General features: G+C 52.2%; 24 protein-coding genes, 1 tRNA gene and 2 pseudogenes. 5 read left to right on the top strand and 22 right to left on the bottom strand.

What is annotated here, in order from left to right:
- Positions 1 to 18: 18 nt before the first annotated feature.
- The 10 genes from trpB to aroA form a co-directional block, all read right to left on the bottom strand.
- Positions 19 to 1,248: a tryptophan synthase subunit beta gene (gene trpB / locus CPH65_RS09820; RefSeq protein WP_096176336.1), complete on the bottom strand. Its 1,230-nt coding sequence runs from the start codon at positions 1,246 to 1,248 to the stop codon at positions 19 to 21.
- A 42-nt stretch (positions 1,249 to 1,290) separates the two neighbouring features.
- On the bottom strand, positions 1,291 to 1,944 hold the full coding sequence (locus CPH65_RS09815; RefSeq protein ID WP_096173311.1) for a phosphoribosylanthranilate isomerase: 654 nt from the start codon (positions 1,942 to 1,944) through the stop codon (positions 1,291 to 1,293).
- A 66-nt stretch (positions 1,945 to 2,010) separates the two neighbouring features.
- Positions 2,011 to 2,982: an ornithine cyclodeaminase family protein gene (locus CPH65_RS09810; protein ID WP_096173310.1), complete on the bottom strand. Its 972-nt coding sequence runs from the start codon at positions 2,980 to 2,982 to the stop codon at positions 2,011 to 2,013.
- Positions 2,983 to 3,233: 251 nt separating this feature from the next.
- A complete protein-coding gene (locus tag CPH65_RS09805; RefSeq protein ID WP_096173309.1) occupies positions 3,234 to 3,629 on the bottom strand; it encodes a LapA family protein in 396 nt (131 codons plus the stop codon).
- Between the two features lie 36 nt (positions 3,630 to 3,665).
- Positions 3,666 to 3,959, bottom strand: coding sequence for an integration host factor subunit beta (locus CPH65_RS09800; protein ID WP_096173308.1), 294 nt, complete (start codon positions 3,957 to 3,959; stop codon positions 3,666 to 3,668).
- 107 nt (positions 3,960 to 4,066) lie between these two features.
- Complete coding sequence (gene sppA, locus CPH65_RS09795; protein WP_096173307.1) at positions 4,067 to 5,029, bottom strand: signal peptide peptidase SppA; 963 nt, start codon at positions 5,027 to 5,029, stop codon at positions 4,067 to 4,069.
- A 265-nt stretch (positions 5,030 to 5,294) separates the two neighbouring features.
- Entirely contained in the window at positions 5,295 to 6,989 is a 1,695-nt protein-coding gene (gene rpsA, locus CPH65_RS09790) for a 30S ribosomal protein S1 (protein ID WP_096173306.1), read from the bottom strand.
- Positions 6,990 to 7,322: 333 nt separating this feature from the next.
- Positions 7,323 to 7,976: a (d)CMP kinase gene (cmk, locus tag CPH65_RS09785; protein WP_244574584.1), complete on the bottom strand. Its 654-nt coding sequence runs from the start codon at positions 7,974 to 7,976 to the stop codon at positions 7,323 to 7,325.
- 83 nt (positions 7,977 to 8,059) lie between these two features.
- Positions 8,060 to 8,815: a helical backbone metal receptor gene (locus CPH65_RS09780; protein WP_096173305.1), complete on the bottom strand. Its 756-nt coding sequence runs from the start codon at positions 8,813 to 8,815 to the stop codon at positions 8,060 to 8,062.
- Between the two features lie 565 nt (positions 8,816 to 9,380).
- The gene (aroA, locus tag CPH65_RS09775) at positions 9,381 to 10,724 is read right to left on the bottom strand and encodes a 3-phosphoshikimate 1-carboxyvinyltransferase (RefSeq protein ID WP_096173304.1); all 1,344 of its coding nucleotides are present in this window, start codon (positions 10,722 to 10,724) and stop codon (positions 9,381 to 9,383) included.
- A 249-nt stretch (positions 10,725 to 10,973) separates the two neighbouring features.
- Here aroA and CPH65_RS09770 point away from each other — a divergent pair, with 249 nt between their 5' ends.
- The 3 genes and pseudogenes from CPH65_RS09770 to CPH65_RS09760 form a co-directional block, all read left to right on the top strand.
- A complete protein-coding gene (locus CPH65_RS09770) occupies positions 10,974 to 11,354 on the top strand; it encodes a TIGR02300 family protein (protein WP_096173303.1) in 381 nt (126 codons plus the stop codon).
- Between the two features lie 262 nt (positions 11,355 to 11,616).
- Positions 11,617 to 11,692 (top strand) — tRNA-Ala (locus CPH65_RS09765).
- Between the two features lie 186 nt (positions 11,693 to 11,878).
- Positions 11,879 to 12,976 (top strand): annotated as a pseudogene (locus CPH65_RS09760) (IS3 family transposase); the annotation flags it as partial.
- On the opposite strand, the gene CPH65_RS09755 reads toward CPH65_RS09760, so the two are convergent.
- Positions 12,973 to 14,196: an IS256 family transposase gene (locus CPH65_RS09755; RefSeq protein ID WP_096171596.1), complete on the bottom strand. Its 1,224-nt coding sequence runs from the start codon at positions 14,194 to 14,196 to the stop codon at positions 12,973 to 12,975. The pseudogene CPH65_RS09760 and the gene CPH65_RS09755 overlap by 4 nt on opposite strands.
- Positions 14,197 to 14,268: 72 nt before the next feature.
- Here CPH65_RS09755 and CPH65_RS25015 point away from each other — a divergent pair, with 72 nt between their 5' ends.
- The gene (locus CPH65_RS25015) at positions 14,269 to 14,457 is read left to right on the top strand and encodes a winged helix-turn-helix domain-containing protein (protein ID WP_157747600.1); all 189 of its coding nucleotides are present in this window, start codon (positions 14,269 to 14,271) and stop codon (positions 14,455 to 14,457) included.
- Between the two features lie 192 nt (positions 14,458 to 14,649).
- Here the strand turns inward: CPH65_RS25015 and istB are convergent, their stop codons facing one another.
- Both istB and istA read right to left on the bottom strand, forming a co-directional pair.
- Positions 14,650 to 15,408, bottom strand: a complete 759-nt coding sequence (istB, locus tag CPH65_RS09745) for an IS21-like element helper ATPase IstB (RefSeq protein WP_096173301.1) — start codon at positions 15,406 to 15,408, stop codon at positions 14,650 to 14,652.
- Positions 15,409 to 15,419: 11 nt separating this feature from the next.
- A complete protein-coding gene (gene istA / locus CPH65_RS09740) occupies positions 15,420 to 16,949 on the bottom strand; it encodes an IS21 family transposase (protein ID WP_096171580.1) in 1,530 nt (509 codons plus the stop codon).
- Positions 16,950 to 17,130: 181 nt separating this feature from the next.
- Between istA and CPH65_RS09735 the strand changes: the two are divergent.
- Positions 17,131 to 17,592 (top strand): annotated as a pseudogene (locus CPH65_RS09735) (IS630 family transposase); the annotation flags it as partial.
- Positions 17,593 to 17,721: 129 nt separating this feature from the next.
- Here the strand turns inward: CPH65_RS09735 and CPH65_RS09730 are convergent.
- The 9 genes from CPH65_RS09730 to CPH65_RS09690 all read right to left on the bottom strand — a co-directional run bounded on the left by CPH65_RS09730 (position 17,722) and on the right by CPH65_RS09690 (position 26,257).
- Positions 17,722 to 17,937 (bottom strand): DUF1153 domain-containing protein, encoded by a 216-nt coding sequence (locus tag CPH65_RS09730; protein WP_096173299.1) that lies wholly within the window; start codon positions 17,935 to 17,937, stop codon positions 17,722 to 17,724.
- Positions 17,938 to 18,119: 182 nt separating this feature from the next.
- Positions 18,120 to 19,490: a hypothetical protein gene (locus CPH65_RS09725; protein WP_157747598.1), complete on the bottom strand. Its 1,371-nt coding sequence runs from the start codon at positions 19,488 to 19,490 to the stop codon at positions 18,120 to 18,122.
- Between the two features lie 28 nt (positions 19,491 to 19,518).
- On the bottom strand, positions 19,519 to 21,156 hold the full coding sequence (locus CPH65_RS09720; protein ID WP_096173297.1) for a lipopolysaccharide assembly protein LapB: 1,638 nt from the start codon (positions 21,154 to 21,156) through the stop codon (positions 19,519 to 19,521).
- Entirely contained in the window at positions 21,153 to 22,025 is an 873-nt protein-coding gene (locus CPH65_RS09715) for a rhamnan synthesis F family protein (RefSeq protein ID WP_157747597.1), read from the bottom strand. Before CPH65_RS09715 ends, CPH65_RS09720 begins: the two co-directional genes overlap by 4 nt.
- Positions 22,026 to 22,198: 173 nt before the next feature.
- Complete coding sequence (locus CPH65_RS09710) at positions 22,199 to 23,494, bottom strand: hypothetical protein (protein WP_096173295.1); 1,296 nt, start codon at positions 23,492 to 23,494, stop codon at positions 22,199 to 22,201.
- Positions 23,495 to 23,525: 31 nt separating this feature from the next.
- Positions 23,526 to 24,266, bottom strand: a complete 741-nt coding sequence (locus CPH65_RS09705; RefSeq protein WP_157747596.1) for an ATP-binding cassette domain-containing protein — start codon at positions 24,264 to 24,266, stop codon at positions 23,526 to 23,528.
- 32 nt (positions 24,267 to 24,298) lie between these two features.
- A complete protein-coding gene (locus CPH65_RS09700; RefSeq protein ID WP_096173293.1) occupies positions 24,299 to 25,057 on the bottom strand; it encodes an ABC transporter permease in 759 nt (252 codons plus the stop codon).
- Positions 25,058 to 25,094: 37 nt separating this feature from the next.
- Positions 25,095 to 25,937: a class I SAM-dependent methyltransferase gene (locus tag CPH65_RS09695; protein WP_096173292.1), complete on the bottom strand. Its 843-nt coding sequence runs from the start codon at positions 25,935 to 25,937 to the stop codon at positions 25,095 to 25,097.
- Positions 25,934 to 26,257: a hypothetical protein gene (locus CPH65_RS09690; RefSeq protein WP_244574626.1), complete on the bottom strand. Its 324-nt coding sequence runs from the start codon at positions 26,255 to 26,257 to the stop codon at positions 25,934 to 25,936. Before CPH65_RS09690 ends, CPH65_RS09695 begins: the two co-directional genes overlap by 4 nt.
- Positions 26,258 to 26,264 lie beyond the last annotated feature (7 nt).

Genomic DNA, 26,264 nt, shown 5'->3' with positions numbered 1-26,264 from the left:
TGCTTTTCTTCCTGCTGCTTATTCCGAGACCGAACCCTGGCCGAGATATTTGCTGACGGTGTTCACGTCCTTGTCGCCGCGACCCGAAAGGTTGATCACGATGATCTGGTCTTTGTCCATCGTCGGGGCGCGCTTGACCACTTCGGCGATGGCATGGGACGATTCAAGCGCCGGAATGATGCCCTCGGTCCGGCACAAAAGCTGGAACGCATCGAGCGCCTCGGTGTCCGTGGCCGAGACATACTCGACACGGCCAGAATCGCGAAGGAAGGAATGCTCTGGCCCGATGCCGGGATAGTCGAGACCGGCAGAGATGGAGTGGCCTTCCTGAATCTGGCCATCCGCATCCTGAAGCAGGTAGGTCCGGTTGCCATGGAGCACACCCGGTTTGCCCGCATTGAGCGAGGCGCAATGAGCCTCAGTATCAAGCCCGTGTCCTGCCGCTTCGACACCGACGATCTGAACATCGGTATCCTCAAGGAAGGGATGGAAAAGACCGATGGCATTGGAGCCGCCACCCAGACAGGCGCACAGCATATCCGGCAAGCGGCCTTCGGCGGCCATCATCTGTTCCTTGACTTCCTGACCGATGATCGACTGGAAGTCGCGCACCAGCTGAGGATAGGGGTGCGGTCCGGCGGCGGTGCCGATGATATAATAGGTGTCCTCGACGTTGGTGACCCAGTCGCGCAAGGCTTCGTTCATAGCGTCCTTGAGGGTCCCTGCCCCGGCCGTGACCGGATTGACCTTGCCGCCGAGCAGTTCCATGCGGAAAACGTTCGGGGCCTGCCGTTCAACGTCGGTCGCGCCCATGTAGACCTCACAAGGAAAACCAAAGCGGGCGCAAACAGTCGCCGTTGCCACACCATGCTGACCGGCTCCGGTCTCGGCGATGATGCGGGTCTTGCCCATACGCTTGGCGAGCAGGATCTGGCCAAGGCAGTTGTTGATCTTGTGGCTGCCGGTGTGGTTCAGTTCCTCGCGCTTGAGATAGATCTTGGCGCCGCCAAGCTCGTCGGTCAGGCGCTCGGCAAAATAAAGCGGGCTCTGACGGCCGACATAGTTTTTGTGAAGGTCGGCGAGTTCCTCGTGAAAGGCTGGATCCGCCATCGCTTCGGTGTAGGCTTTCTCGAGATCGAGAATGAGCGGCATCAATGTCTCGGAGACAAACTGGCCGCCATAGATGCCAAAGAACCCTCGGGCATCAGGGCCCTGGCTCATGCTGTTGGGCAGAGTGGAGGTGGTCATGGAAAAGTCCTTGCTCATCGCTTGGTTCAAAGCGAGCAGGCTTTAGAAATCTTGCGCGGCCTGCTTTGCTCTTTGAACAAAATCAACAATCTTCTGCCGGTCCTTGATGCCCGGCGCGCTTTCAATGCCGCTTGAGACGTCGACCCCTTGCGGGCGGGTCAGGCGAATGGCTTCCGATACATTGTCCGGATCGAGCCCGCCTGCCAGAACGAAGGGTTTCTTGAGCTTGAGATTTTCAATCAAACGCCAGTCAAAGGCGATGCCATTGCCGCCGGGGAGGTCCGTTTTGGAATCCGTGGGCGGTTTGGCATCGAACAGGAAGATATCGCAAGCCTCTTCATATCGAGAGATGGCAGCAAGATCTTCCCTATCCCGGATGGTCAGCGCCTTCATGACCGGACGGCCATAGCGCTGTTTGATTTCACGGACACGTTCAGGGCTCTCGGAGCCGTGCAACTGCCAGATATCGGGATTGATCGACCGGTCGATGGCCTCAAGCTCATCGTCACTCGCATTGACAGTGAGGGCGACTATGGACGCTTTGCCGCGTACCGGACCCACCAGTTCCTTCGCTTTCCCATATCCTACATGCCTCGGGCTTTTTGGAAAAAAGACAAATCCAATCCAGTTGGCACCTGCTTGCAAGCCTGCCTCAATCGTACCGGGCGTCGATAGGCCGCAGATTTTTACATACATTGCCCGCAGGCTCCTTGCAATGACTTTGTCTTGTCTCGCTCCTGCCGGTGCGCTCAAACAGCTTGCTTAATCGGCAGAGACCTTCTCGTAAACATATTGCGCAGCGGATAGATCCTCAAGGGCCGTTCCCACGGACTTGAACAGGGTGATGTCCTCGTCACCCCAGCGCGCGCTGCACTTGTCCTGACACAGGCCGAACAGATCGCCGCGAATGTCATCAAGATCGAGCACGTTGGACGCGATCGGCTGGGTGATGTCTCCCCCCTCCTTGGTCGCGCCTGCAAGAGTGTCTACGTAAACGCGCGAGCGGCGGATCGCTTCATCGTCGGATTCGCGCATATCGGGCCGAAAAGCCCCAACGAGATCGAGATGGGTTCCCGGCGTCAGCCACTCCCCTTTGATGATCGGGGTTGGGGACATCGTAGCACAGGAGATGACGTCAGCCGCTTTGGCAGCAGCTTCCAGATCCTCGGTTACGCAAATATCAAGCCCCAGATCGGCAACCCGCTCGGACAAGGCCATTGCCTTTTCGGGATTGCGGCCCCAGATGGTGACCTTCTTGATCGGGCGAACGGCACAATGGGCGCGGATGAGATGGCTCGACAGGGCCCCCGTGCCAACCATCAGCAACGAGGCAGAATCGGGCCGCGCCAAAAAGTCTGCAGCAAGCGCAGACGCACAGGCCGTGCGCCAGACCGTCAGGGTCGGGCCATCGAGTATTGCCTTGACCTCACCATTCGCACCATCAAGCAGAAGGTAGGTTCCCAGAATGGATGGCTTGAGCGCGCGGGTCTCGTTATCGGGATAGACCGTCAGGATCTTGATGCCGAGATAGCCACCGCTGGATGTTCCAACCGCTTTTGCATCTTTCCATGCGGGCATCATGAGCAAGGTTGCATTGGCCTGATCAGGCAGATCAATCGTATGATGATGGCGGACCGGTGTGACGATCTGCGAGCGAAAGGCCTGTCGCAACGCACTGGTCAGGCTGACATAATCCATGGCTTCCCCGACATCTTTCGCAGACAATACCAGCATCGCAACGCTCTCCTGTTTTTATAGTCAATCGGACGGGCCCGTTCATCCCTGACACGATGACTGGCCGACTAAAGTGTTAGGGCATTTTGGGTGATTGAGCAAATCCCATTCGGATTTCGAAAACAACTTGGTGAACTTTCGATCAGAATCAGGCTTGGAAACAACAATGCCAGCCTGTTCGGCTGGCATTCGTTTGCTGTTGACCCAACGGTCGCTCCCACATTCCCCTTAAAGGCCGGGTCGCAGCGCCCTCAGGCGGCTGAATTTGCAATGTCCTTGCTGGAAGACGCCGGAGCGGACAGCTTGGGCGCATCGCCTTTGGTGTCGGTTACCAGTTTTTCCATACGCTTCTGCTGTCGATCCGCTTCATTGCGCCATTTCTGGGCTTCATAGCGCTTTTCACGGGCTGTGCGGCGGTGACGCCCCTGTTTGAGCCAAGCCATGAAGCCGCCAATCAGAACGCCGATCAGAAGGGCTCCGAAGATGACAAAGTAAAGGGGAATCGAGAAATCAAGCGCCGGCTGTTCGGGTGAAAACGGATCGAGCGCGAGCTTGACGTCGTGACGATTGGCGACGGCAAGCGAGACAACCACAATACCGACTGGCAGCAGAATCAACAGCTGAAGCAGGCGCTTGAGAATTTTCATAATCTTATCGAATCCTGGCTGGGCACGAAAAGGCGCTTATTCGGTATCTTCGCCATCATTCAGGCGTTCGCGCATTTCCTTGCCGGTCTTGAAGAAGGGCACATATTTTTCCGCCACGGGCACCTTCTCCCCAGTCCGGGGGTTGCGGCCGACCCTTGCCGGTCGATTCTTGACGGAAAATGCGCCAAAGCCTCGAAGCTCGACACGATCCCCACGCGCAAGCGCGTCGGAAATCTCGTCGAGAATAGCATTGACGATGTGTTCCACGTCCCGTTGGTAGAGATGTGGATTCTGTTCTGCGATATGCTGTACCAATTCGGACTTAATCATCGTCCGCTCCCCTTCATCATACTATTTTTCCGGAATCACGCCTTGGAACCGGTCTACTACGTATGCTGCTGGCCCTACTGTCTTCCGTCAACCGTAATGTGCTCTTATTATTTGGTTTTTTGAGCCTGCCAAACTGAGACCAGTCCGTCAAGTTTTCCGACCTGATTTCGTGTTTCAAACAGTTCGAGAATCGGTTCTGGCAGCCAATTTGCCACAATTCTGCTCGCCAGACCGAACGGAAGGTTATCCCTTAGTGGTGCAGGCTTCCATTCCACGAGCTCAAGATCGGCTGGCAGATCGTGCTCGCGCAGCAGCCAGTCCTTCGCCGCTTCGGGGCCACCCAACTCGTCCACGAGCTGCAAATCGACCGCCTGACCACCGGTCACGACGCGTCCGTCAGCCAGCTCCAGAGCGCGCGCCCGGTCAAACGGACGGTGCTTTGTCACCAGATCGACGAACCACTGATAGGAATCATCAATCATGTTGGCGATCATCGCCTCGGCTTCGTCGCTATGGGGCGAGAACGGATTGGGTTCGGCTTTGAGAGGTGCGCTCTTGATGGCGCGCATTTCAACGCCAACCTTTTTCATCAGCTCGGTGATGTCGGTATACTGAAAAATCACGCCAATGGAGCCTGTAATTGAAGACCGGCGCGCGAATATCCGTTCGGCGGGCAACGCAATCATATAGCCAGCAGAGGCCGCCAAGGCATCCATGCTGGTGACCATCGGTTTCTTCTTGCCCAGCTTGACGAGTGCGTCATACAGCGCTTCGCCGCCGGAGGTTGCTCCGCCTGGGCTGTTAATCGATACGACGACGCCTTTTACCTTGTCGGATTCGGCAAGCTCTTCAAGCAGCTTGATCTTGCGGGTTTCCCCCAAAATGACGCCATCGAAAGTCACCTTAGCGATGTGATCCTTGCTCTGCTTTTGCTCGGCGCCATCGAAGACGGCGAACAATCCAAAGCCGACGACGAGCGCAATCAGCGAAAGAATCGCAACAATCCGCCATGTCGAGAGCTTGCGCCGCATCTGTCTTCGCTCCACCAAATGATCCGCATCGAATACCATATTGCGTTCCCTTGAGGCTGAAAAGCCGATTGTGTCGTTCTACAAAGGCGTCGTTTCACTGCCTGCCGATTTATCGCCCGGACCCATGTCATTTGCAACGCCTATATCGACGCATATCGGAAAAGGGTTTGAAAAAACTTGACGTCTTCGTGAAACGCCAGATTTTCAACGCCCGTTTTGGGACAGGCTTCAGAAAAAAACCGCGGGGCATGTGCACCCGCGGTTTTTATATCTTTCTTCGGTCCGTAAAGGACGAAGGCTGCTCTTAGTCGTCGTCGCGGGCTTTGAGGGCTGCGCCAAGAATGTCGCCAAGGGATGCGCCAGCATCGGAAGATCCGAACTGTGCAATGGCTTCTTTCTCTTCTGCAACTTCCAGAGCCTTGATGGAGACGCCGAGCTTGCGGTTTTTCTTGTCGAACTGCGTGATACGCGCATCGATCTTTTCACCAACCTGGAAGCGGTCGGTGCGCTGATCAGCGCGGTCGCGGGCCAGATCACCACGGCGAATGAAGGCGGTCATGTCGCTGTCGACAACTTTGACTTCCAGACCGTTTTCTTTCACTTCGGTGATTTCGCAGGTCACGATAGCACCCCGTTTCAAGTCGCCGGATGCATCCTCGAACGGATCGCTTTCAAGCTGCTTGATACCAAGGGAAATGCGTTCTTTCTCGACATCAACATCAAGGATAACGGCTTTGACAACGTCGCCCTTGTTGAATTCTTCGAGAACCTGCTCGCCAGGACGGTTCCAGTCCAGGTCGGAAAGGTGAACCATGCCGTCGACTTCGCCTTCGAGGCCAATGAAGAGACCGAATTCGGTCTTGTTCTTGACTTCGCCTTCGACAACGGTGCCGGAAGGATGGGTTTCAGCGAAGACAGCCCACGGATTGTCGAGGGTCTGTTTCAGGCCGAGAGAAACGCGGCGTTTGACCGGATCGACTTCCAGGATCATCACTTCCACTTCCTGAGAGGTGGAGACGATTTTGCCCGGATGGACGTTTTTCTTGGTCCAGGACATTTCAGAAACGTGGATCAGGCCTTCGATGCCCGGCTCCAGCTCAAGGAATGCACCATAGTCGGTGATGTTGGTCACGCGGCCGGTGAACTTCTCGCCAACCGGATAACGCTGCTCGATTTCGGACCATGGGTCGACTTCCAGCTGTTTCATGCCCAGGGAAATGCGGTGCGTTTCCTGGTTTACACGAACGATCTGGACCTTGACGGTCTGGCCGATGGAGAGCACTTCGCTCGGATGGTTGATGCGGCGCCATGCAATGTCGGTGACATGGAGCAGGCCGTCGATGCCGCCCAGATCCACGAATGCGCCGTAATCGGTGATGTTCTTGACGACACCCTCGACGGTCTGACCTTCTTTGAGGTTTTGGACCAGCTCGGTGCGCAATTCTGCGCGGGTTTCTTCAAGAATGACACGACGGGAAACAACGATGTTGCCGCGGCGCTTGTCCATTTTGAGAATCTGGAAAGGCTGCGGGGTGTGCATCAGAGGGGTCACGTCGCGTACAGGGCGGATGTCAACCTGCGAGCGAGGCAGGAAGGCAACTGCGCCATCCAGATCGACGGTGAAGCCACCCTTGACCTGGTTGAAGATAACGCCATTGACTTTTTCTTCTGCTTCGAAGGCTTTTTCCAGCTTGCCCCAGCTTTCTTCGCGGCGAGCCTTGTCGCGGGACAGAACCGCTTCGCCCATCGCGTTCTCGATACGCTCGAGGTAAACTTCAACCTCGGAACCGATATCAATACCACCGTCTTTTGCCTGGGCTCCAAACTCCTTCAGAGCAACGCGGCCTTCGACTTTCAAGCCAACATCGATGACAGCCATGTCTTTTTCGATGCCGACAACGGTCCCTTTGATCACGGAGCCCTCATGGGGCTCATCTGCGCTGAAGGACTCGTCGAGAAGCGCGGCAAAATCTTCCATAGACGGATTAAGATCGCTCATAAAATCTCCTAAATAACCCTGCATGTCAGGGCTTCGTCACGCCAATTGGTTCGTGTTTCACAAAGCACTTTCCCGCCCGTGTTCCTCTTAAGAACAAGTCCATCCTTTGGTAAAAAGGAATGGTCCGGCGCGCATCCGGACGAAAAAGAGCCAAATTTTGTTAGCATCCCAACAAACCGCGACGACAGGCAACATTGGCATGAAGGACGCCCCGAAAGCCCGCCTGTCATACCGCCACCTTACGCAACGCACTGAAAGCATAAAGAAAAAGAGAAAAACCACCAGAATTGGACACGACAAAGAGGGCGCTCGATGCACCCTCGCCTTCCACTTCTAACGAGCCTTCACTGCCTCAACAATGCCAACAGCTTGCTGGAATGCGCTTTCTATATCCAATTTTGACGTGTCAAGCAAGTGGGCATCTTCAGCCGGAAGCAGCGGCGCAACCGCGCGGGTGCTGTCGCGCTCGTCACGTTTTTTGACATCGGCCAGCACCTGCTCATAGTCCGCAGTTCCGCCTCTCGATACGATTTCGTCGGTCCGGCGTCTGGCGCGAACCTCCGGGCTCGCCGTGACAAAGAGTTTCACCGGTGCATCTGGGCACACCACCGTGCCGATATCGCGCCCATCCAAAACAGCGCCACCGGGCTGATTGGCAAACCCGCGCTGGGCTTCAAGCAGTGCTGTGCGCACCCGCGGCATCACGGCAACCTTGGAGGCTGCCTCGCCTATCGCATGGGCGGACAGCACATCCCGGTCCAGAGTGCCCAGATCCAGCTTGCGTGCCACCTCTTCGGCGACATTCTCGTCATCAAGCGGCAAGCCCGCCTCGAGCAGTGCGTGTGCAACGGCACGAAAGGTCAGGCCGGTATCGAGGTGGGGAACACCCAGATGCTGGGCCAACTTGCGTGCCATGGTGCCTTTGCCGGAAGCGGCCGGTCCGTCGATCGCGATGATCATCTGGGTTTCCTCTTTGGTCTTCTGCATTCTTGTTAAAAGCCAACTTGCTAGAAGCAGGCGCTTTTTGCTGATGCCTCTGGCTTTGGCCGATGGTTTCGGGCCTCGCGCCGTCAACCATCGACAGATCGGGCACATTCACGTTCCAGAAATTTCAAGGAGCGGATGCCATACCAGCCTATCTGTTCTCCATCGACGAAGGCATGGGGAAAGTCAAGTGAGGCCAGTTGTCCTTTTTTGCTCAAGAACGGATATGGCTCCGAGGAAAAGAGCAGAAGCGTTGTCGCGGGATCGAAAACCGACAGATCAATCTGCGGATATGTCTCGTCAAATGCCGCGATCCTGACGCCAAGCCTTTGAAGAACACTGCCGATATAACTCTGACGGCTCACCGCCATCCATGGTCGTTGCCAGATCAGATAGAGGATTTTATCAGGAGAAATGCCCGGTTTTTTGCCCCATTCGATGAGCCCCGGCAGGTCCCTGTCAATGTGCCACGGTTCGCACTCGGGCGCATTCATTGCCCGCCAGCGCTCCGCCATTGCCGCCAGTGCCGGTGCATGAAGTAAACTCGCCAACTCTTGCATCACCGTGACCATATCGGCAATCGCAGTGATATGCGTCACGTAGCATGGAATGTCCGTCTGATCAGCCATGAACTCAGCGTTTTCCTCCCGGTCGATGATCAAAAGGTCCGGCTGAAGGGCACGGATTTTGTCAAAGTCCCAGTCCTTGGTCCCGGCAACCGCCGGGATATCCGCAACCGTGCTTTCGGGATGGATACAATAACGTGTCCGCCCAACTGGCCGGATGCCTGCGGCGAGCAACGTCTCGGTGAGGCTTGGGACAAGACTGATGACACGTGTCATTTGATGGCCCTGATGGCTGGAGGTTCTTTCTACTGCCTTTCTATCAGACATAAAAAAGGGCTGCCAGTTCGTGGCAGCCCTTTTGATTTCATTCTTGCTTGATCCGGCTTGTCCGATACCTCAAGGCGATCAGACCTCTCAAGTCAGCGCTTAGGCTGCAGGGCGAGCTTCCCAGAAAAGCCGATACATCTTTTTCGGAAGCCAACGCAATGTGCGATGCCGGTTTGAATCGAGGCTGCCACGGGTAAGAAGACAGCTGGCCGCATATGTGTTCATGCTGATTCTCCTTATTGAATCAAACTTGTTGTTGTCTTTTCTTCTACCTTCAAGATAGCGCAAAATTTGCACCTTTCAAGAGGTAAGTGCACTTTGTGCACTAAAAGTACGGCACTTGGATTAACAATAACTGAATTGCAGCACATTCCCGCCGGATGGAACCAGCAGTCGGAAGGATCGGGTTCCGCTCAGGTTCAGAGCCGCGACACAGCACGGGCAAGTGGTTGGCATGATGGAAGCATCACGCCAACCCGTCCCATACAGCACATAGGTTAGAGCTGAAGACTCATTAGCCGCGGGAGAAAGACGCACCGAGCGTCCCCAACAGGTCGGCAAAGCCGGGGAATGAGGTGTTGATGATGGCCGCGTCATCAACTGTGACGGGCTTGTGTACGGCAAGGCCGAGAACAAGGAAGCTCATCGCGATACGATGATCAAGATGGGTCGTGACCATGCCGCCGCCAATCTCATTGGCTCCGCCGCTGACAACAAGATAGTCCCCGCCCTCTTCGTGCGGCACGCCATTGGCCTTGAGGCCAGCTGCCACGGCTGAGAGCCGGTCACTTTCCTTGACTCGCAGCTCTTCGAGCCCTTCCATCCGGGTCTCGCCTTCAGCGAAGCTCGCCGCAACGCTCAGCACGGGATATTCATCGATCATCGAGGGCGCCCGATCCGCGGGGACAGTCACGCCCTTGAGGCTGGAAGACCGGACGCGTATGTTGCCGATCCGCTCGCCGCCGCTTTCGCGCTCGTTCTCGATGGTGATATCGGCGCCCATCTCCAAGAGCGTGGTGATCAGGCCGGTCCGGGATTCATTGAGCAGAATATCGTCGATCACCAGATTGCTGTCCGGTGTGATGAGCGCCGCCACGATCGGGAAGGCCGCCGAGGACGGGTCGCCCGGCACCGTCACATCCTGAGCTTTCAGCGCCTGCAATCCTTCGATGGTCAGAATGGTCTCACCTGCCTCGTTGACACTCTCGCCAAGCGTCGCCCCGAAGCCGCGCAACATACGCTCGGTGTGATCTCGGGTCTTGATTGGTTCGATCACCGTTGTTGTGCCAGCCATATTGAGGCCCGCCAGCAGCACGCAGCTCTTTACCTGAGCCGAGGCCATTGGCACCCGGTAGGTGATTGGCGCGGCAGGCTCAGCGCCCCTGATGGTCAAGGGTAGACGATCGCCAGAGCGACCAAGCACTTCGACACCCATTTCCCGCAAGGGATCAAGCACGCGAGCCATCGGCCGACTGGACAGGGACTCATCCCCCATGAAGGTGGTGGAAAAGGCATGGGCGCCGGCCAGCCCCATCACGAGACGGACACCGGTGCCCGAATTGCCGAAATCGAGCACATTGGACGGCTCAACGAGCGAGCCCGTCCCGACGCCGTCGACATACCAGACGCCATCATCATCCTTGACGATATGTGCGCCAAAGGCGGCCATGGCCTTGGCAGTGTTGAGAACGTCTTCTGATTCGAGCAAACCCGAAATGCGGGTCTTGCCGCGGGCCAGCGCTCCGAAAATCAACGCCCGATGAGAAATGGACTTATCCCCCGGCACGCGCAGGCGACCCGTAAGGCCGTGCGACATCGTGGCAGAGAGCGGAGACAATTGCGTGGCGTCGTGTGCCATTTTTTCCTCTGTTATCTATACTTATCCATGGCCCGCACCGTCATGATCCTGCGTTTCGGGGGCCGCAATTGAGACCAAACAGGCACCGACTTACACCAAATTACGCACCCAGTCACGCCGACTGTCCGATATTTGCGCAATTTGCGCGCGCTTTTGCCTTTTAGCTTTTGACAGGCACGGCAAGGTTAGCTAATGGAGGTGATCAATCTGAAGGAACAGTCAATCTAGTCAATTGCAAGAGGCAAAGCTGTGGCACGACCAGAACTGGGAACGAAGCGCGTCTGTGGTGAATGCGGCGCCAAATACTACGATCTCAATCGCAACCCGATCACTTGTCCCAAGTGCGGGACGATCTTCGAATTGTCGAAATCCGCCAAGATAGAAGCCGAGGAGGTCGCAGCAGAAGAGGAAGTGGTTGTCGAAGCGGACGCCAAAGCGGAAGAAGCAGAAGCGGAAGTCATCTCCTTGGAGGATGCAGACGCGGAGCAGGCCTCCGAAATTGACGTTCCCGATCTCGAGGACGATGACAACAGCGACGATTCCGACGTCTTCCTCGATGAGGAAGAAGACGAGGAAGCCCTCGGTGCCATCGGTCTTGATGTTGCGGTTCCGTCCGAAGACGAAGAATAAGACGCTGCCATTGCTGGCATTCGGGTCGCAGCTTCAGGGTTTCCCGCCCTTGCCTGATCAACCCGAGCGCCACAGCCTGGCAGCTCTGACACGGTTTGGCGCGACAGATTTCTGTCGCGCTTTTTCTTGTCCGGAACGCTTCTTGAAGCCGCTTTTCATAAGCTGGGGATAGAATCCACAAATGCATGGATTAGGGTATTGATTTCACGAAGGCCCTTCAATATGTTCCGCTCACTACCATGACGGGCTACCGTCATTGTGTGGGGCTATAGCTCAGTTGGGAGAGCGCGTGAATGGCATTCACGAGGTCAGCGGTTCGATCCCGCTTAGCTCCACCATTTTATTGCTAAGTAACTATAATCTCAAAGAATCGCAGAATTCAGCCATTCCGTTTACCGAACTTGGATGCATTTCGGTATGCAACACATGGCAAAGTACCCTTATTTACAGCAAGTAAAATCCGGCATTGATCCTCCCCCACTGAATTGGTCCACCGTTATAGTTAGGCAAACGGAGGATTCTATATGGCGAACAAACGACCCAAACCAGAAGAGATTGTCACGAAGTTACGGCAGGTTGAGATCTTGACGGGGCAAGGGATGCCTCGTCTTGATGCGATCCGGCAAATTAGCGTGACTGAGCAAACCTATTACCGATGTAAGAAGAAGTACGGTGGAATGGGCACAGATCAACTCAAGGAACTCAAGCGGCTCCAGAAGGAGAATGAGCGCTTGAGGAAGGCGGTTTCTGACCTGACGCTGGACAAGCTGATCCTTTCTGAAGCTGCAAAGGGAAACTTCTAAGCCCTTCTCGCCGTCGTGCCTGCATCGATCATGTTCGTAGTCAGGGTCAAGGTCTCTGAGCGTCGTGTCTGTCGTGTTCTGGGGCAACATCGTTCAACGCAAAGACGGTTGCCACAAGGACGCTCCGATGAAGAGCGCTTGGTGGCGGACATGATCGAGTTGGCCCGGCAATATGGTCGCTATGGTTATCGGCGAGTCGCCGCTTTGTTGCGAGATGCCGGCCTCCTCTCAGCGATGCAAGCATCGCCTGCCGGGCAATGGTCCAACGGTTATCGCTACGAGAAGGGCTAAAAGTGCCAATGAAACAATCCAAGCGAGGTCGGCTTTGGCTCAATGATGGGTCTAGTGTCCGGCTTAGGCCCGAACATCGGGATCATGTTTGGTCCTATGCGTTGCCCCGGCAGGCGTTTGCTTGCAAACGCTGAGAGGGGACTTCGTTCATTGTCGAACCGATGAAGGCAAGGTCTTTCGAACACTGAATATCATTGATGAGTTCAGTCGGGAATGTCTGGCCATCAAAGTGAAGCGAAAGCTGAATTCGGATGATGTCATTGATGCCTTGAGTGACCTGTACATAACGCGTGGTGTGCCGGCATTCATACGATCAGACAATGCCCAGAGTTCGTTGCCCAGACCGTACGTGGTTGGATCAAGGCTGTTGGAGCAAAGACTGCTTACATTGAGCCGGGATCACCCTGGGAGAACGGTTACTGCGAAAGCTTCAATGCAAGGTTTCGAGACGAGTTCCTAGATGGAGAGATATTCTACAGCCTGAGGGAAGGGACTATGCAGAATTTTGTGCCCTGGCGCTTTGATTACGCCATTTGGAAACGATCTTCGAACATTATTGCGAACTGGCTTTTCACTGAGTGCCATTCGCGCACGGAGCGTTTCCATTCCACAGAAGTAGCATTCAGGGCGAGATAAATCAATTTCGCAGCTGCCTCGTCACTGGGGAAATGCCCGCGGGAGCGAACGGCCCGGCGGATTTTCGAGTTCAGTGCTTCAATGGCGTTCGTGGTGTAGATCAGCCTGCGCACTTGGGGCGGATAGTCAAGGAACGGGATCACCTCGTTCCAAGTCCGGCGCCAACTCGGCGCGATTGCCGGGTATTTGGCGGCAAGGTCGCTGTTTTCGAACTCCGCCAGCGCCGCCTCCGCGGCTGTGGCGTCCACAGCGGTGTAGACAGCCTTAAGAGCCGCTGCGACGGCCTTGCGATCCTTGTAGCTGGCAAAGCTCATGGAATGGCGCAGCAGATGCACGATACAGGTCTGGACCTGGGTCTGAGGAAAGGCTGCCTCGATGGCCTGGGGGAAGCCCTTCAGACCGTCCACGACGGCGATGAGAATGTCCTGAACGCCACGGTTGCGCAGATCGCTGAGAACTTTAGCCCAGAACTTGGCACCCTCATTGGCCTGGAACCAAAGCCCCAGAACGTCGCGGGTGCCGTCCGGGAGAACAGCCAGGGCCACAAAAACCGCCTTGTTCAGAACCACGCCGTCGGTGCGGATCTTGACCCGGATCGCGTCCATGAACACAATCGGATAACACGGTTCCAGCGGGCGGTTCTGCCAGGCGGTCACTTCCTCCATCACGGCATCGGTGATCGCCGAAATCAGGCTCGGGGACGCCTCTATACCATAGATATCCTCGATATGCCCCTGGATCTCGCGGGTCGTCATCCCGCGCGCGTACATGCTGATGATCTTGGTGTCGAACTCGGGAAAGCGGCGCTGATACTTGGCGATCAGCAGAGGATCAAAGCTGCCGTTGCGGTCACGGGGAATGTCGAGAATGACCTTCCCGCTGTCGGTGGTCACCGTCTTCTGGCTGCGGCCATTGCGACGATTTAGCGCCTGGTTCGCGCCTTCAGGCGGCGCATCGGCGCGTTCTTCGGTCAGATGCTCGTCCAGTTCGGCGCTCAGGGCTCGTTCGGCCAGCGCCTTGGTCAGTTCTTGCAGAATCCCGTCCTCTCCGAACAGATCGCCCGCTTTGCGGCCTTCCATCAGATGATCCAAAAGGGCTTTGTCGATGCTCATACGTGGGTCTCCTCATATTATACCAAGGGCGTGAAGTTCTGACTCTTTAGGGATTCCATTTTTAGCACTGGCGTGATTCAACATGGCAAAGGAGATTTTGCCATGTCTGCCGCTTTGATTCTTAGCGATGCTTTTGACGCCGATAGTTTGCGCCGCATGGGGTATGTGCGCATATCTGGTCGACCTCAACATCCAGAACAAAAGCCTGAAGTCATTGATGCTTTCAAAAAAACTTCTCCGCAACGTTGGCAGCGCATGTAGGCCATTTGCCAAAGAACAAGCCCATCGAGATTTGGTGGCAAGATGAGGCTAGGCTTGGTCAGAAGAATGGACTGGCCCGACTATGTGCGCATTCCGGAGCATTCGGCCGGCCATTCCGATAACATCCGGCCACCTAATCCGGAGTATCCGGCCACCTTTGGCGTGCCGTCTTGAGGCCTGAAGATTTAGGTATCAGCTTTTGTTGTTTTCGTCACCCGTTTTGACATGGGTTTTTCGGAAGGACTGGCCTTCGAGTTCGAGGCGATATGCGTTGTGCACGAGCCGATCGAGGATAGCGTCGGCGAAGGTAGGTTCGCCGATAACCTCGTGCCAGGTTTTCAGCGGCAATTGGCTGGTGATCAGGATTGACCCTGCACCATATCGTTCTTCGACGATTTCCATGAGGTCCCGTCTCTGGTTTGCATTCAGACGGTCGGGTCCCCAGTCATCGAGGATCAGGAGTTGGGTTTTGGTAAGGCTTCGAAAGAGGCGCGGGAAGCGCCCGTCTGCATGGGCCATCTCCAATTCGCTAAACAGACGCGGCACACGTTTGTAAAGCACGGTGACACCACTTCGACAAGCGGCCTGGGCGAGCGCACAGGCTAACCAGGTTTTACCGACGCCACATGAGCCGGTGATCATCAAGTTCCGTTTGTCCCGTATCCATTTACCTGTCAGCAGTTGCTGGAACAGCGCCTTGTCCAGCCCACGTCTGGTTTTGTAGTCGACATCTTCTGGGGCGGCTCCGACATGGCGCAGACGTGCGGTTCGCATTCGGCTCTCGAACCGCTTGGTCTCGCGGCTGGCAGCTTCTCTGTCGATGAGTAGCCCCAGCCATTCGGCCTGGGTCAGATCAGCCGTTCCGTCTTGGCTGGCCAGCTCGGTGAAGGCCTCTGCCATGCCGTCGAGCTTGAGGCTATTGAGCTGCTCCAGGGTTGGATGTGTCAGCATATCCTGTCCTTTCAATGGAAGTAATCTGCACCACGGATATTGGGGTGGGTGATCGCGGGGCCGTCCGTGGGCGTTTCTCGGCGTTGTCGATCCAGACCATTCTTGAGAATGGAATGCAGGGATTGGTAGGTGTAGCTGTTGATCTCGAGCGCGCGTTCACAGGCAGCATCGAGGCGAGCATTGCCAAAAGATCGGGCAAGCTTGAGCACGCCCATGCAACTGCGATAGGCTTGTTCTGGGTGTTTGCGTCGGCGCATGACGACCTCAACATAGGTATCGACATTGGGGCCGATGCGGACGGCTTGCCTTCGGATGCTTTCCGGCGTCCAGTCGGCACGATGGCGATGATTGGACGGCATATGTTCTTTCTGGGTGGAATGTTGGCGGTTACCAGAGATGCGGACGTGAGACGCAACCCTCTGACCTTTATGGAAGACTTCGATGGTCCGCGCGGCGACCCGCACCCATAGCCTTTGTTTGATCAGCTGGTAGGGTACCGAGTAATAGTGCCGGTCCACATCGATGTGATAGTCAATCCCAGCACGACACTGCTTCCATTCGGCATAGACGTATGGCTCCCGGGGCACTGGCTTCATGGCTGGTTTGTCCAGGCTCTCAAACAAGGCCCGGCGGCTGGTACCCAGATGCCGGGTGACCTTGGCATTGAGCTGATCTTGTAGAGGGCGAATTGCTGCGTTCAGCTCGTCCAGGCCAAAGAAGGTCTGGTTGCGAAGTCGAGCCAATACCCAGCGCTCGGCCAATTGAACCGCCGTCTCGACCTTGGCTTTGTCCTTGGGTTTATGCGGACGAGCGGGCACAACGGCGGTATCGTAATGTGCAGCCATATCCCCATAGGTGCGGTTGATCGCCGGGTCATGGAAACAGGCCTTGATTACCGCTGACTTCAGATTATCTGAGACAATCATCGCAGGCACACCGCCGAAGAAATCGAAGGCCCGCACATGGCTCGATATCCAATCCGGCAGGCTCTGGGTCCAACTGGCCTCCACATAGGTGTAGTTCGACGCCCCAAGCGTGGCCACAAAGATCTGAGCTGTGCGCACTTCACCGGTCTGAGGACAGATCACATCCACGGTCTGGCCCGCATAATCGACAAACAACCGTTCACCAGCGGGGTGACGCTGGCGCATTACCGGCGAAAGCTTGCCTTCCCACGCTGAATAGCGGGCACAATATTGGCTGTAACCATAGCCGTCAGGATGAACCTCGCGATATTCCTGCCACAACAGAGCCAGCGTCACACCTTTGCGGCGCAGCTCGGCATGCATATGAGCCCAGTCTGGCTGCGGTACCGCGCGAGAGGACGCCCCAGGTTGGGATGGGTAAAGAAGAAGTTCCAGATCACTGTCAGACAAATCAACCGGCAGAGGCCATGCCAAACCAGCCAAATCCGCGCGACGGAAATAGTCCGATATCGTTGCTCGTCCTATCGAAAGGCTTTGCGCCACTCGGCGTCCTGACAAGCCTTCTGCCCGAAGCCGAAGGGCTTCCCGGATCTTGCGCATTGGTAATCTCTTCATGGGGCTTTCTCACGTTCCAAAAGAACACAAGATAGCCGGTGAGTGATTACCTCAAAACGGTCGACAAATCCCCTTCACAAGGGGGGGCCGAATGCTCCGGAATCAATGGCCGGATCAAATCGGAATGGGTGGCCGGATGCTGTCGGAATCAGTGGCCGGATAAGACCGGAATGCGCAACTATGGGCAAAAAAGGGAACCAGACCACGTCTGCCAGCCGATCAGCGATATAAAAATGCCTATCTGTTCGGTGCAATATGTCCAGCGCGTGGCGTTGGCGCGGGATTGATGATGCCTTTTGCAAATACACAGGCCATGCAAATGCACCTCGAAGAAGTCTCAAGGACAGTGGCGCGCGGCGCTCATGCCGTGGTGCTGATGGATCGTGCCGGACGGCATACGACAAGCAGACTCAACGTGCCCAAGAATATCACCATCCTCCTGTTGCCTTCCAAATCACCGGAACTGAACCCAGTTGAGAATATTTGGCAGTATCTGCGCGGTACCTTCCTGTCCAATCGGGTCTTCGAAGACTATGCCGCCATTCTTGATGCTGGTTGCCAAGCATGGAAGAGCCTCTCCGCCAACCCAACCATCATCCATTCAATAGGTATGAGAAAATGGGCTCAAGAAGGTCAGAATTAAATGCCGTTGGTATTAGAGTTACCACGCCAGGGCACAAAATTCTCCATAGTCCCGCAGACATGGCAAAATCTCCTTTGCCATGTTGAATCACGCCAGTGCTAAAAATGGAATCCCTAAAGAGTCAGAACTTCACGCCCTTGGTATAATGTCGAGGGGATTGGCACGCAGGCTATTCTCCAACCCTCGCTTGGCGTCTTCAACCCATCCCTCAATCTCGGAGGGCGACAGATCAAAAGAGCGGCTTGCTTCTGATACCGTCGTCTTGCCCTGAATGATCTCAATAACCAATGCCGATTTCCGCTTCGCTGTCCAGCGTTTGATCTTATCGTCCATAGTCGTACTCATCACTATTTTCCTTACCTATAGCATGAGCAGAATTTCAATGGGTCAATACAAAGGACTGGAAGGCTGCTATCGCCAGTTCAGAAACATAGGTCACAATTGCAAACATCAAGGTTATGTTCCGACGCTCGGCAACATATTGTTATGTCTTATAGACTTTTGAAGTTCCTTATTCGTGAGGAGGATTACTCCGAAGTAATGTCCAACAAGAACGATCGAATATCTTTAGGCTCTTTATTTTCGTAAAATTCTCGATTAAAATCGGCATCCCCCTTATCCATTTGCAACGCCAATTCCATTTTATCCGCAAGTTCATCGCGATGAGGATCATAAACTACGATGTTCTTGGAGATTTTTTCTATAGTGTCTTTGTCACGCTGTAAAAAACAATTTGTCACGGTTGGAATACCGGAGGCGGCGGATTGCCAAGCAATAACGCCTGGGTGTGCAGAATAAATCATTGAAACAACGGCATCGCAGCTCCCGATCAAATTTATATACTCATCTTTTGGAAGTTTGTTTAGTACATATACTTTAGAACCATTTGCCTCAAAGGAATAAGACACTTCAACCGTACCTACTAGATAGAATTCATATCCATTGTGTCTTGCTGAAAAAGCATTAATTGCCTCCAAAATGATTTCTGGAAGATTTCTGGAATTGAAAAACTCCGGGCGAAAATAGCAAAATATCTTTTTTGATTTCTCCATTTTCACTGGAAATGGAGATATCTCAGGGGATTTAACATATATGCGCTTTGCGTTGAGAAGCCCCTGCCTTTCAAGAAAATCTCGCAAAAAAGGCGTTGAAATAATTATGTTTTCTGATTTTAGAAGTGCCTTCTCGCACCTTATATACTGGGTTCCGAATGGAAAAAATCCTGCTTCATAATCTTGACAGTAGTAGACTATTTTTGATGCATCCCCCCCCAACATTTCCAGTGCCATGAAAAATGTCTCCGTGTCGAAACAAATTGCCATTGTGGGGGCGTGGGTTATCTTCAAAGCTTCCCGATAATGAAGTATATTCAGCTGGCTCCCAAATTCTGTAAGCAATTCAGGATTGCGCGCACTCTCCAGTACAAGGACGTTGATTTTTTCAAAATCGCCGAAGATTTTTGCGATGTCTTTGAAAAAGATTGAGTAACCTGCATAGAAAAGGGAGGCATCTAAATAGGGAATAAAAATCGTCAGTTCACGTTTGTCGGGCTGCGGCAGCCTCATGAGGTTTGTTTCGTAGTGACGTGGAGCATGAGCATTTATAGGATAAAATAGAGAGCTGGTTGAGGGGTAACTTGGCGCTATTCCAAACCGTTTTCTGAAATCGATCGTGCTGGTGACGCGAACTTCATGCTGACCAAATAGCAAGTAATGCATATAGCCGCATTCAAATTCACCGCGTTCGACGGCTTTTTTTATATCAGGATATGCATTGCAGTAAAAATCTTCGTCGAAGTTTATTATTCTATTTGTGCCAGATTTTAGGCGGTCGATTTCGTTCTTGAACTCAACGAGTGGCCGGTCGAACATCGGCGATAAACAATGTGCTTGAGCCAACTGCTCGTGTCGCCTTTGCCTTTGTTTCCTAGTCGCGAACATTTAGAATCCTTTCCGCTTCCAGCCGCAAATTGTTACTCAATATATCGAGTATTTTCATGGCTTCCTGCTGTTTCCCGGTGGCGTGATATGCACGCAAAAGCGTAAATGCAGCCGTCTGGTCATTAGGGCTTATTTTATGGGCTTTTTCCAGAAAATAGATTGCTAGTTTGGGGAAGCGTAAATCAAGAAGAGTGCAGCCTAGTCCATGTGCGACCCCTAAATCTGTCTTGTTATGCATATAAGCGCGTAGAAACCAATAAAGAGCTTTGTATTTCTTGTCGTTTCTGAAATAGTGCTCACCCAATCTGACCGTAAGCTTGGGATCCTTTTTGATGAGGGGCAAAAAATTGTCAATTGTCTTGCCTATATTGTCAAAATCTTGCTGGAACGTAAAAAAGTCTATCATTCGCTCCAATACAAAAATCTGGTCAGCAGTGCTCATATAGCGCTTTTGAGGCTTGCCCTCCATAAGCCAGAGGTAGGATTGTTCCAAGGTTCCCCTGTCGCGCTGTCTTATATTCCAGTAAAGTGCTTTCCTCAGACGAGCCTCATTAGGTTCGTCCTTTTCGATCTCTTCCTTTATGATCGATTGGCGCAACAGTACAATATCGGAGTATTCCCGCTTGTTGCTGTTGCGGATTTGTTCAATTTGCAGAGGAAATGGATACTGAGGAGCCACTATTTCCGCGTCTTCAAAGCGATGTGCCGAAGCCGAGTTCAAATACGAAGTGCTCGGTATTGGATTTTCGATCATCGGTGGTATTGCTTTAAGAGCATTTTTGAGCTTTTCGTATTCCGGCCGATCACCAATCAGATAACGCCAGCTGCCTTCGTCAACCAGCCACGACGGAGCGAAGCCGCATTTTAAAACATCGCTCAAAAAGAGGAATTCCTTATCAAATGTCTCAACCCAACGCTTGTACAGATATCCTATATGTGGAGGGACTTCATCAAACTTATAGTCGAATACACTGCCGTATTGCAGCATGTGGACCGAAATCTGACGAAAATCGAGTTTCTCGACCAGACGAAGAAGATTTGAATCGCTTCGCGCATACTCCAGCCATAAGAAGCATTCGGGACCAATTCCGTTAAATATGTGGTCGGCGACATAGCGTGTTCTAAGCGAAAAATGGGTAACATTTCTAAGTGCCTTCATGCCGCCGAGATAGATCATATCTTTGGCCATAAACGGCAAGCTCAACGAAAGATGTTCGACAGCCAACCGGTTTTCCGATATCATCCTCTGATAAGGCTCTTCGTTGAATTCTCTGCTTATAAATGCGCTTAGAACATCCTTGCGCAGCAGAAATTTATCCGTACGCCCCTTCAATATCAGAGCATCATCGTCACAGGCGTTAAGCCCCGCATTCAGGGTCCTCCATTGCCGGTATATGTTCGCAGGGCCACCCTCTTGAATGTTTGGAGAGCCTATAATTGCAGCACCTTCGCTGGCAAGCCACCTAAAAATTTCGGTATTGGCTGCGATGTCTTCGTGCCATGTCGAAATAACAACGGAAATGTCCGCGTCGACTTGCTCTCTTTTATGCAGTATCGAATCAGCAATCAGAACAAACTCTTCAACATCTCGAATTGCCCCATTTAGAAGGATTGTTCTTTTCATCGTTCATCCTTAGCCGCAATCAGCTCCATTAATGTTTCACAAGAGCCGCCACCCTCTTCTGCTATAACGCCAAAGTAACGCTCCATGGCATGTGCAAGCGTCCCATCAAGCTGCCCATTCTCACCATCAAAGCGATAACGCCACAATTCTCGGCTCGCAACTGATCTCAAAAAAAAGCCAGTTCCTAAAAACATACTACCGGGTATGAACTTTACGTCGCTTGAGCTGTAATCAGATCCTATGAGCCACGAAAGCCAAGGTTGGTTATTTATATAGTGATCTGTAATCTTGAACGTTTCTAATCCGTACAGCGAAGTAACATTCTGATCAGCCAATTCATAAAGCTGTTTCGTTACCTCGTTGCTACCGATGAACGACAGAAGATTTACGAGAAACCAGGCACCAGCATCTGCAACATGGAGAGAACGCTTCGTATGAAGTTTGATGAACGTTTTATAATGGTCTATATCCAGGTTGCGTAAAGCAAGCAAAAAAGGAAAAATGTCACGACCAACATTGGGAACAACAAAACAGGCAATTGCACAAGGAACGTGAGAAATGAAGTAATTGCAAATATTTTCATTCGGCGTTGTCAATACAACGTCTGTATCGCGCAAATTCTTTGCTTTTTCAAATATAATTTTTGCTTCTTCTTCATAGAATCCATGTATTATTAACAGATGAGGCCGTCGAGCTGCAACTTTAAAATTTTCAGAAAGCCGCGCAAATTCGTCCTTACCGCCGCACGAACCGTCTAAATAGGCCGGCACATCCACAGAATATATACGTTCGTCTTCAGTGGATTGAGAAACTATAATATCACTTGGAGATATCTGAGATTCTGTTGGCTTCTGAGCCTCAATACGCATTGCCAGCCGGTATAGCCTGTATTCTTGAAGTCGCGGTAATATAGGAAGCAATTGGGCACGAACAAATGACCGAAACGGAAAATTTCGCGTCCACTCCAATTTCGCCTGGGTTCTAAACAATTCAGTCTTCAATTGAACGAGTTCGAGGTAATTCTGAAGTTCTATTCTTACCATTATTTTGCCTGTTTACGCATGAAATAGCGTACATAGAAAGACGTTAGGCGCGGAAAGCGATAGCGCAGGAAAAGTACCAATCTGGGAGAAAGCACTCTGCTGATCCAACGATGCAATGAGCTAGGCGTCAGCGTAATATTCAACTGCTTTTTCAAGTAGTCGTTTTCGCGTCTTAGGTGCGTGATCTGCTCATGGTAACGTGTCGTCGCACTATCGATCCCGTCTTTAACAAAAAAGTGCTGTGGTGCACCGGAAATAGACACTGGAAAGTTGTCAACCTTGCTAGATTTTGCTTCTGGGAGCCCGCTGAATTTCTTCCGGAATTCCTCATAACAATCATAGACATCCGAAGACACTTCGAGCGGGCGTCCAGAGGAACTCACTGCAAGGTCTTTTTTGAGCGCAGCTATCTCGTCTGACGGAAGTACCTTAATTAGTTCTTTGACAAAGGAATCATGCGCAATTACATCGCTCTTTTCTGTTCCGAGAAACTTGTCACTTCCATTGTGCTCGATTGCTTCTTCTATGGAGCGAAACGGGCTACCGGAAAAATCACGTTCCGGCCCCCACCCCACCTTGAAATAGGCGTCGAGAACCAACCACCAACCCTTGATAGCTCGCGCAATCTGTTTGTTGTTCAAAATATATAGAACCTGCTCGGAGCGCTCATTCGCGATTTCGCTAATATGTGGAAGATTCCAGTAGAAGTGCTCCTGAAACACTTTACTTTCTTTGAAAGGCTCAAAGAAAAATGTCTGCTCCACAGCAAGCCTGTTGTAAACAAGTTCCATTTCAGCCGACAAGTTAACCATCTTTTGCAAATCACGCTTGCGTCCAAAAAATTGCGCATCTCCGTTTAGAAAGGGAAATAACATTTGGCTATTTTCAATTAATATTCGATTGCCAATGCCAACTCCCATGAAATCATCAGCTTCAGTAGTGCCATTGACGAATTCATGGATCATATCATCGGTGTTATCTGCAAGATCCACACGTGTCTTAAGAACGAATTGTCCATCGTCGATCACACTCAGGCCGTAGTAATAAGCCAGCATCTGATGGAGTTGATGCCCACCTTTCAAGATAAGCCGGGGCTCTTCTACCTCCACGATCAGAACACCGGCCTCTTCCAACGAGCGGCGTAGCCCATTATACCGATCAACTTCTCCAATCCAAGTGGCGTAGACTATCTTATCTACGTAACCTGAATTACGCCAATTAACGTAGTGCGTAAGCTTTCTTGTGAGCCGATTCTGTTCACGAACCAAACCACAAATTAGAACCGATATTGCCATTTTTCTGTTCTCTTGTGTAGCCTAGCGCAAATCAAGAATTGCTCTTGCGGTAGAAATCTACACCTTTTGAAAATTCCCCGTCAAAGGTAATGCGGCCTTCCTCTATGACAAGTACGCGATTGCAAACACCATCGAACTCGTCAGGTCCGTGCGTCGCGATAAATGCGGTTTGAGACACCGCAATGGTTTCATGTAACTTAGAATTCGCCTTTTTCATGAAAAACTCATCGCCACCTCCGAGCACTTCATCCAGCAATAATATACGTGGAGTCTCGCATATCGCGGTCGCGAACGCGAGCCGGCTCCTGTAACCAGTAGAGAGGTGCTTGAATTGTTTATTGGCATCTGTTGTCAATTCGCAAAATTCCAAAATTCCCCTTTTGAGTTCGCGGATTTGACCAGAAGTAAGATTCCGCAAGAGAAGCGAGACATCGATGTTTTCCTCAACTGTCAACTCGTCTTCCATTCCGATACCAGCGGCAAGAACCGCCGTTGGTTTACTGCGCGTCCAAACCTGTCCTCGGGTTGGGGTGAAAATGCCCGCAAGCACCTTCATAAAAGTGGTTTTACCATTGCCGTTTTTACCAATTACACAAATGCGATCCCCCTCCCGCGCGATAAAATGCGGCACATTCAATATCAACTTGCGAACGGTTGGATGTTTACGATTCACCAGAAGACTCTTCAGTGAGCTTGGCCGGCTACCAACCGAAACGGAGAGTTCAACATTTGAAATTTCTACTGTTAAATTTTCTTCCACATGCAATCCCAATTTGTCAGTATTTCTGCACTCTTGCGGACAGATCAAAGATAGATAACAACTTTTCTCGCAAAGGCGTTGTACACGAAAGTGCCAACAACAACGAATGCTAGCGAGAGAACAGCAGGCAAGACCAAATCCACCATTGTGAATAGATCGCCTAGAAAGATCTTCTGTGATAGTTGGACGTAATAGGTGAGCGGATTAAGCTCTATAATCAGGCGCACCCTGTCGTCGATCATCGATTTTGCATATGCAATAGGGGTCAACCAGAACAAAACCTGAAGTGCCAATCCAACAAGATAGGGAATGTCCCGCAAGAAGGGAGTTAGCACTGCTAATACCAAGCCGAGGCCATATATGAATGATACAAGCACAACAAGCATATACGGAATAAGAAGAAGGCTGAGACTTACTGTCCCCGAAGCCAGCAAGCCTACTATGGCCAAACCAAAAAAAGGAAGCAACAAAAACAGCTCCCCTAAGATATCAGCCATAATAAGCCCTTTGAAGTCAACATTGTTGTGCTGAATAAGGGCCCGCCGACCGACAAGACTGTTGCAAGTTTTAGTAATTGAAGCCGAAATTACTATCCACGTCCCAATGCCGCTGACCAGCCACAAAAACTTATGCGGTTGGGTGCTTTTGAACACGAACTCCATCACGAACCAGATGATCAACATCTGCATCAACGGCGCAGCGACGCTCCACATCACGCCAATGAACGTATTTAGAGAGCGCTTGCGTATCTCAAACACGGCCAACCGGAATATGTTTGATCCAATATTAGAAATACTTTTCATTTGACTATCCGCTAACCAGTTCCTGTCACCAAAAGTGCTAAGTGATTTTGTCTATCAGACGTCTAGTCCAGCTAGGCTGACCCATTTGGACTGCAGGAGCGTGGGTATCATTTAAACGCTCAATCTCAAGCTGGGCGTTGCAAAGTCTCGATCCGAGATTCTTGTGCTCTGTTTGCCAGTACTTGGCCTTGGCTCGGTAGAAGAAACGCCCCCCAAGGGCTTCATGTATCGCCTTGAATTTCTCGCATTCGACGGCATCCCTGCTTAATATCAACAATTCCTCGGGGACATCCTTCCCGACCAGGAGTATGCCAAGCCCATTGCCGTGCTTAAAGCTGAAACTTGGGTACTGATCCCTGACTTCACGCCAATACTGATATACTCCAAAGCCATCAGCCAATACTTCAATATCATGAAAGAGTATAACACCGCGGTCAGAAATTTTTGGCTTCCACATTTCGTAGTCTTGCTTCACAGCTGCGTATTCGTGGCAACCATCGACGTGCAAAAGGTCAATGCTACCATCGGCAAACTCACTAATAGCTGAATCAAACAGCATCCGCATTAGGCGTGCACTCGGGTGATGAATATCAAAGTAATCCTTTAACTCAGGATAGACATCGTCATAGGTTCCGGTGGTCGCATCACCTTGCCACGTGTCCACCCCAAACAATTTGCAATCAACATCCTGCTCCCTGACAGCTTGAGCGAACGCCGCGAAGCTGTCTCCGCGAAAAACACCAAGTTCTACAAGTATGTGGGGGCGTAACGTTTCAATTAACCAAGCAGCAAATGCCAAGTGCCCATGCCAATCTATCGCTTGAGTAAGCCTTGCTGGATCAAACCGCAAACTGTAGGGTGTTTTGATAATGTTCTTCAACCTTCAGGCCTTCCCAAATACTTGTCGTCGTTGGCACCGGGGTGTTTCACAACCACAGTAGTTACGTCTGTCAGCGCCTCAAATGAGGTTGCGTCCCTTGGCTCGAGGACTAATATGTCTCCATCGCCCCATTCGGCATCACACATACGCACCCGGCCATTTAAAATCAATGTGATTTCCGTAGCCATTTTATGATAGTGTTCTTTCTCCTTATCGCCTTTGCGATAAGTCTTGACTGCAACTTCGCAGTCAGTGGTTTGATAGGCGGCTGGTTTAAAATTACCAACAAACCAGCCTTTTACCATATCTTCCAAACGCATTGTTTTC

Origin of the sequence: Cohaesibacter sp. ES.047, from assembly GCF_900215505.1 — a bacterium.
Classification (GTDB): domain Bacteria; phylum Pseudomonadota; class Alphaproteobacteria; order Rhizobiales; family Cohaesibacteraceae; genus Cohaesibacter.
This window is presented reverse-complemented; position numbering and strand designations above follow the sequence as displayed.

Excerpts from the sequence above, each read along its gene's own strand:
- CPH65_RS09815 (WP_096173311.1), bottom strand. The coding sequence starts at position 1,944 with ATGTATGTAAAAATCTGCGGCCTATCGACGCCCGGTACGATTGAGGCA.
- CPH65_RS09805 (WP_096173309.1), bottom strand. The coding sequence starts at position 3,629 with ATGAAAATTCTCAAGCGCCTGCTTCAGCTGTTGATTCTGCTGCCAGTC.
- CPH65_RS09690 (WP_244574626.1), bottom strand. The coding sequence starts at position 26,257 with ATGCGTTTGGAAGATATGGTAAAAGGCTGGTTTGTTGGTAATTTTAAA.
- rpsA (WP_096173306.1), bottom strand. The coding sequence starts at position 6,989 with ATGAGCGATCTTAATCCGTCTATGGAAGATTTTGCCGCGCTTCTCGAC.
- aroA (WP_096173304.1), bottom strand. The coding sequence starts at position 10,724 with ATGGCACACGACGCCACGCAATTGTCTCCGCTCTCTGCCACGATGTCG.
- CPH65_RS09720 (WP_096173297.1), bottom strand. The coding sequence starts at position 21,156 with ATGAAAAGAACAATCCTTCTAAATGGGGCAATTCGAGATGTTGAAGAG.
- CPH65_RS09710 (WP_096173295.1), bottom strand. The coding sequence starts at position 23,494 with ATGGCAATATCGGTTCTAATTTGTGGTTTGGTTCGTGAACAGAATCGG.
- sppA (WP_096173307.1), bottom strand. The coding sequence starts at position 5,029 with ATGGTATTCGATGCGGATCATTTGGTGGAGCGAAGACAGATGCGGCGC.
- CPH65_RS09730 (WP_096173299.1), bottom strand. The coding sequence starts at position 17,937 with ATGAGTACGACTATGGACGATAAGATCAAACGCTGGACAGCGAAGCGG.
- istB (WP_096173301.1), bottom strand. The coding sequence starts at position 15,408 with ATGCTGACACATCCAACCCTGGAGCAGCTCAATAGCCTCAAGCTCGAC.
- CPH65_RS09780 (WP_096173305.1), bottom strand. The coding sequence starts at position 8,815 with ATGACACGTGTCATCAGTCTTGTCCCAAGCCTCACCGAGACGTTGCTC.
- trpB (WP_096176336.1), bottom strand. The coding sequence starts at position 1,248 with ATGACCACCTCCACTCTGCCCAACAGCATGAGCCAGGGCCCTGATGCC.
- CPH65_RS09755 (WP_096171596.1), bottom strand. The coding sequence starts at position 14,196 with ATGAGCATCGACAAAGCCCTTTTGGATCATCTGATGGAAGGCCGCAAA.
- CPH65_RS09800 (WP_096173308.1), bottom strand. The coding sequence starts at position 3,959 with ATGATTAAGTCCGAATTGGTACAGCATATCGCAGAACAGAATCCACAT.
- CPH65_RS09810 (WP_096173310.1), bottom strand. The coding sequence starts at position 2,982 with ATGCTGGTATTGTCTGCGAAAGATGTCGGGGAAGCCATGGATTATGTC.
- istA (WP_096171580.1), bottom strand. The coding sequence starts at position 16,949 with ATGAAGAGATTACCAATGCGCAAGATCCGGGAAGCCCTTCGGCTTCGG.
- cmk (WP_244574584.1), bottom strand. The coding sequence starts at position 7,976 with ATGCAGAAGACCAAAGAGGAAACCCAGATGATCATCGCGATCGACGGA.
- CPH65_RS09715 (WP_157747597.1), bottom strand. The coding sequence starts at position 22,025 with ATGCGTATTGAGGCTCAGAAGCCAACAGAATCTCAGATATCTCCAAGT.
- CPH65_RS09700 (WP_096173293.1), bottom strand. The coding sequence starts at position 25,057 with ATGAAAAGTATTTCTAATATTGGATCAAACATATTCCGGTTGGCCGTG.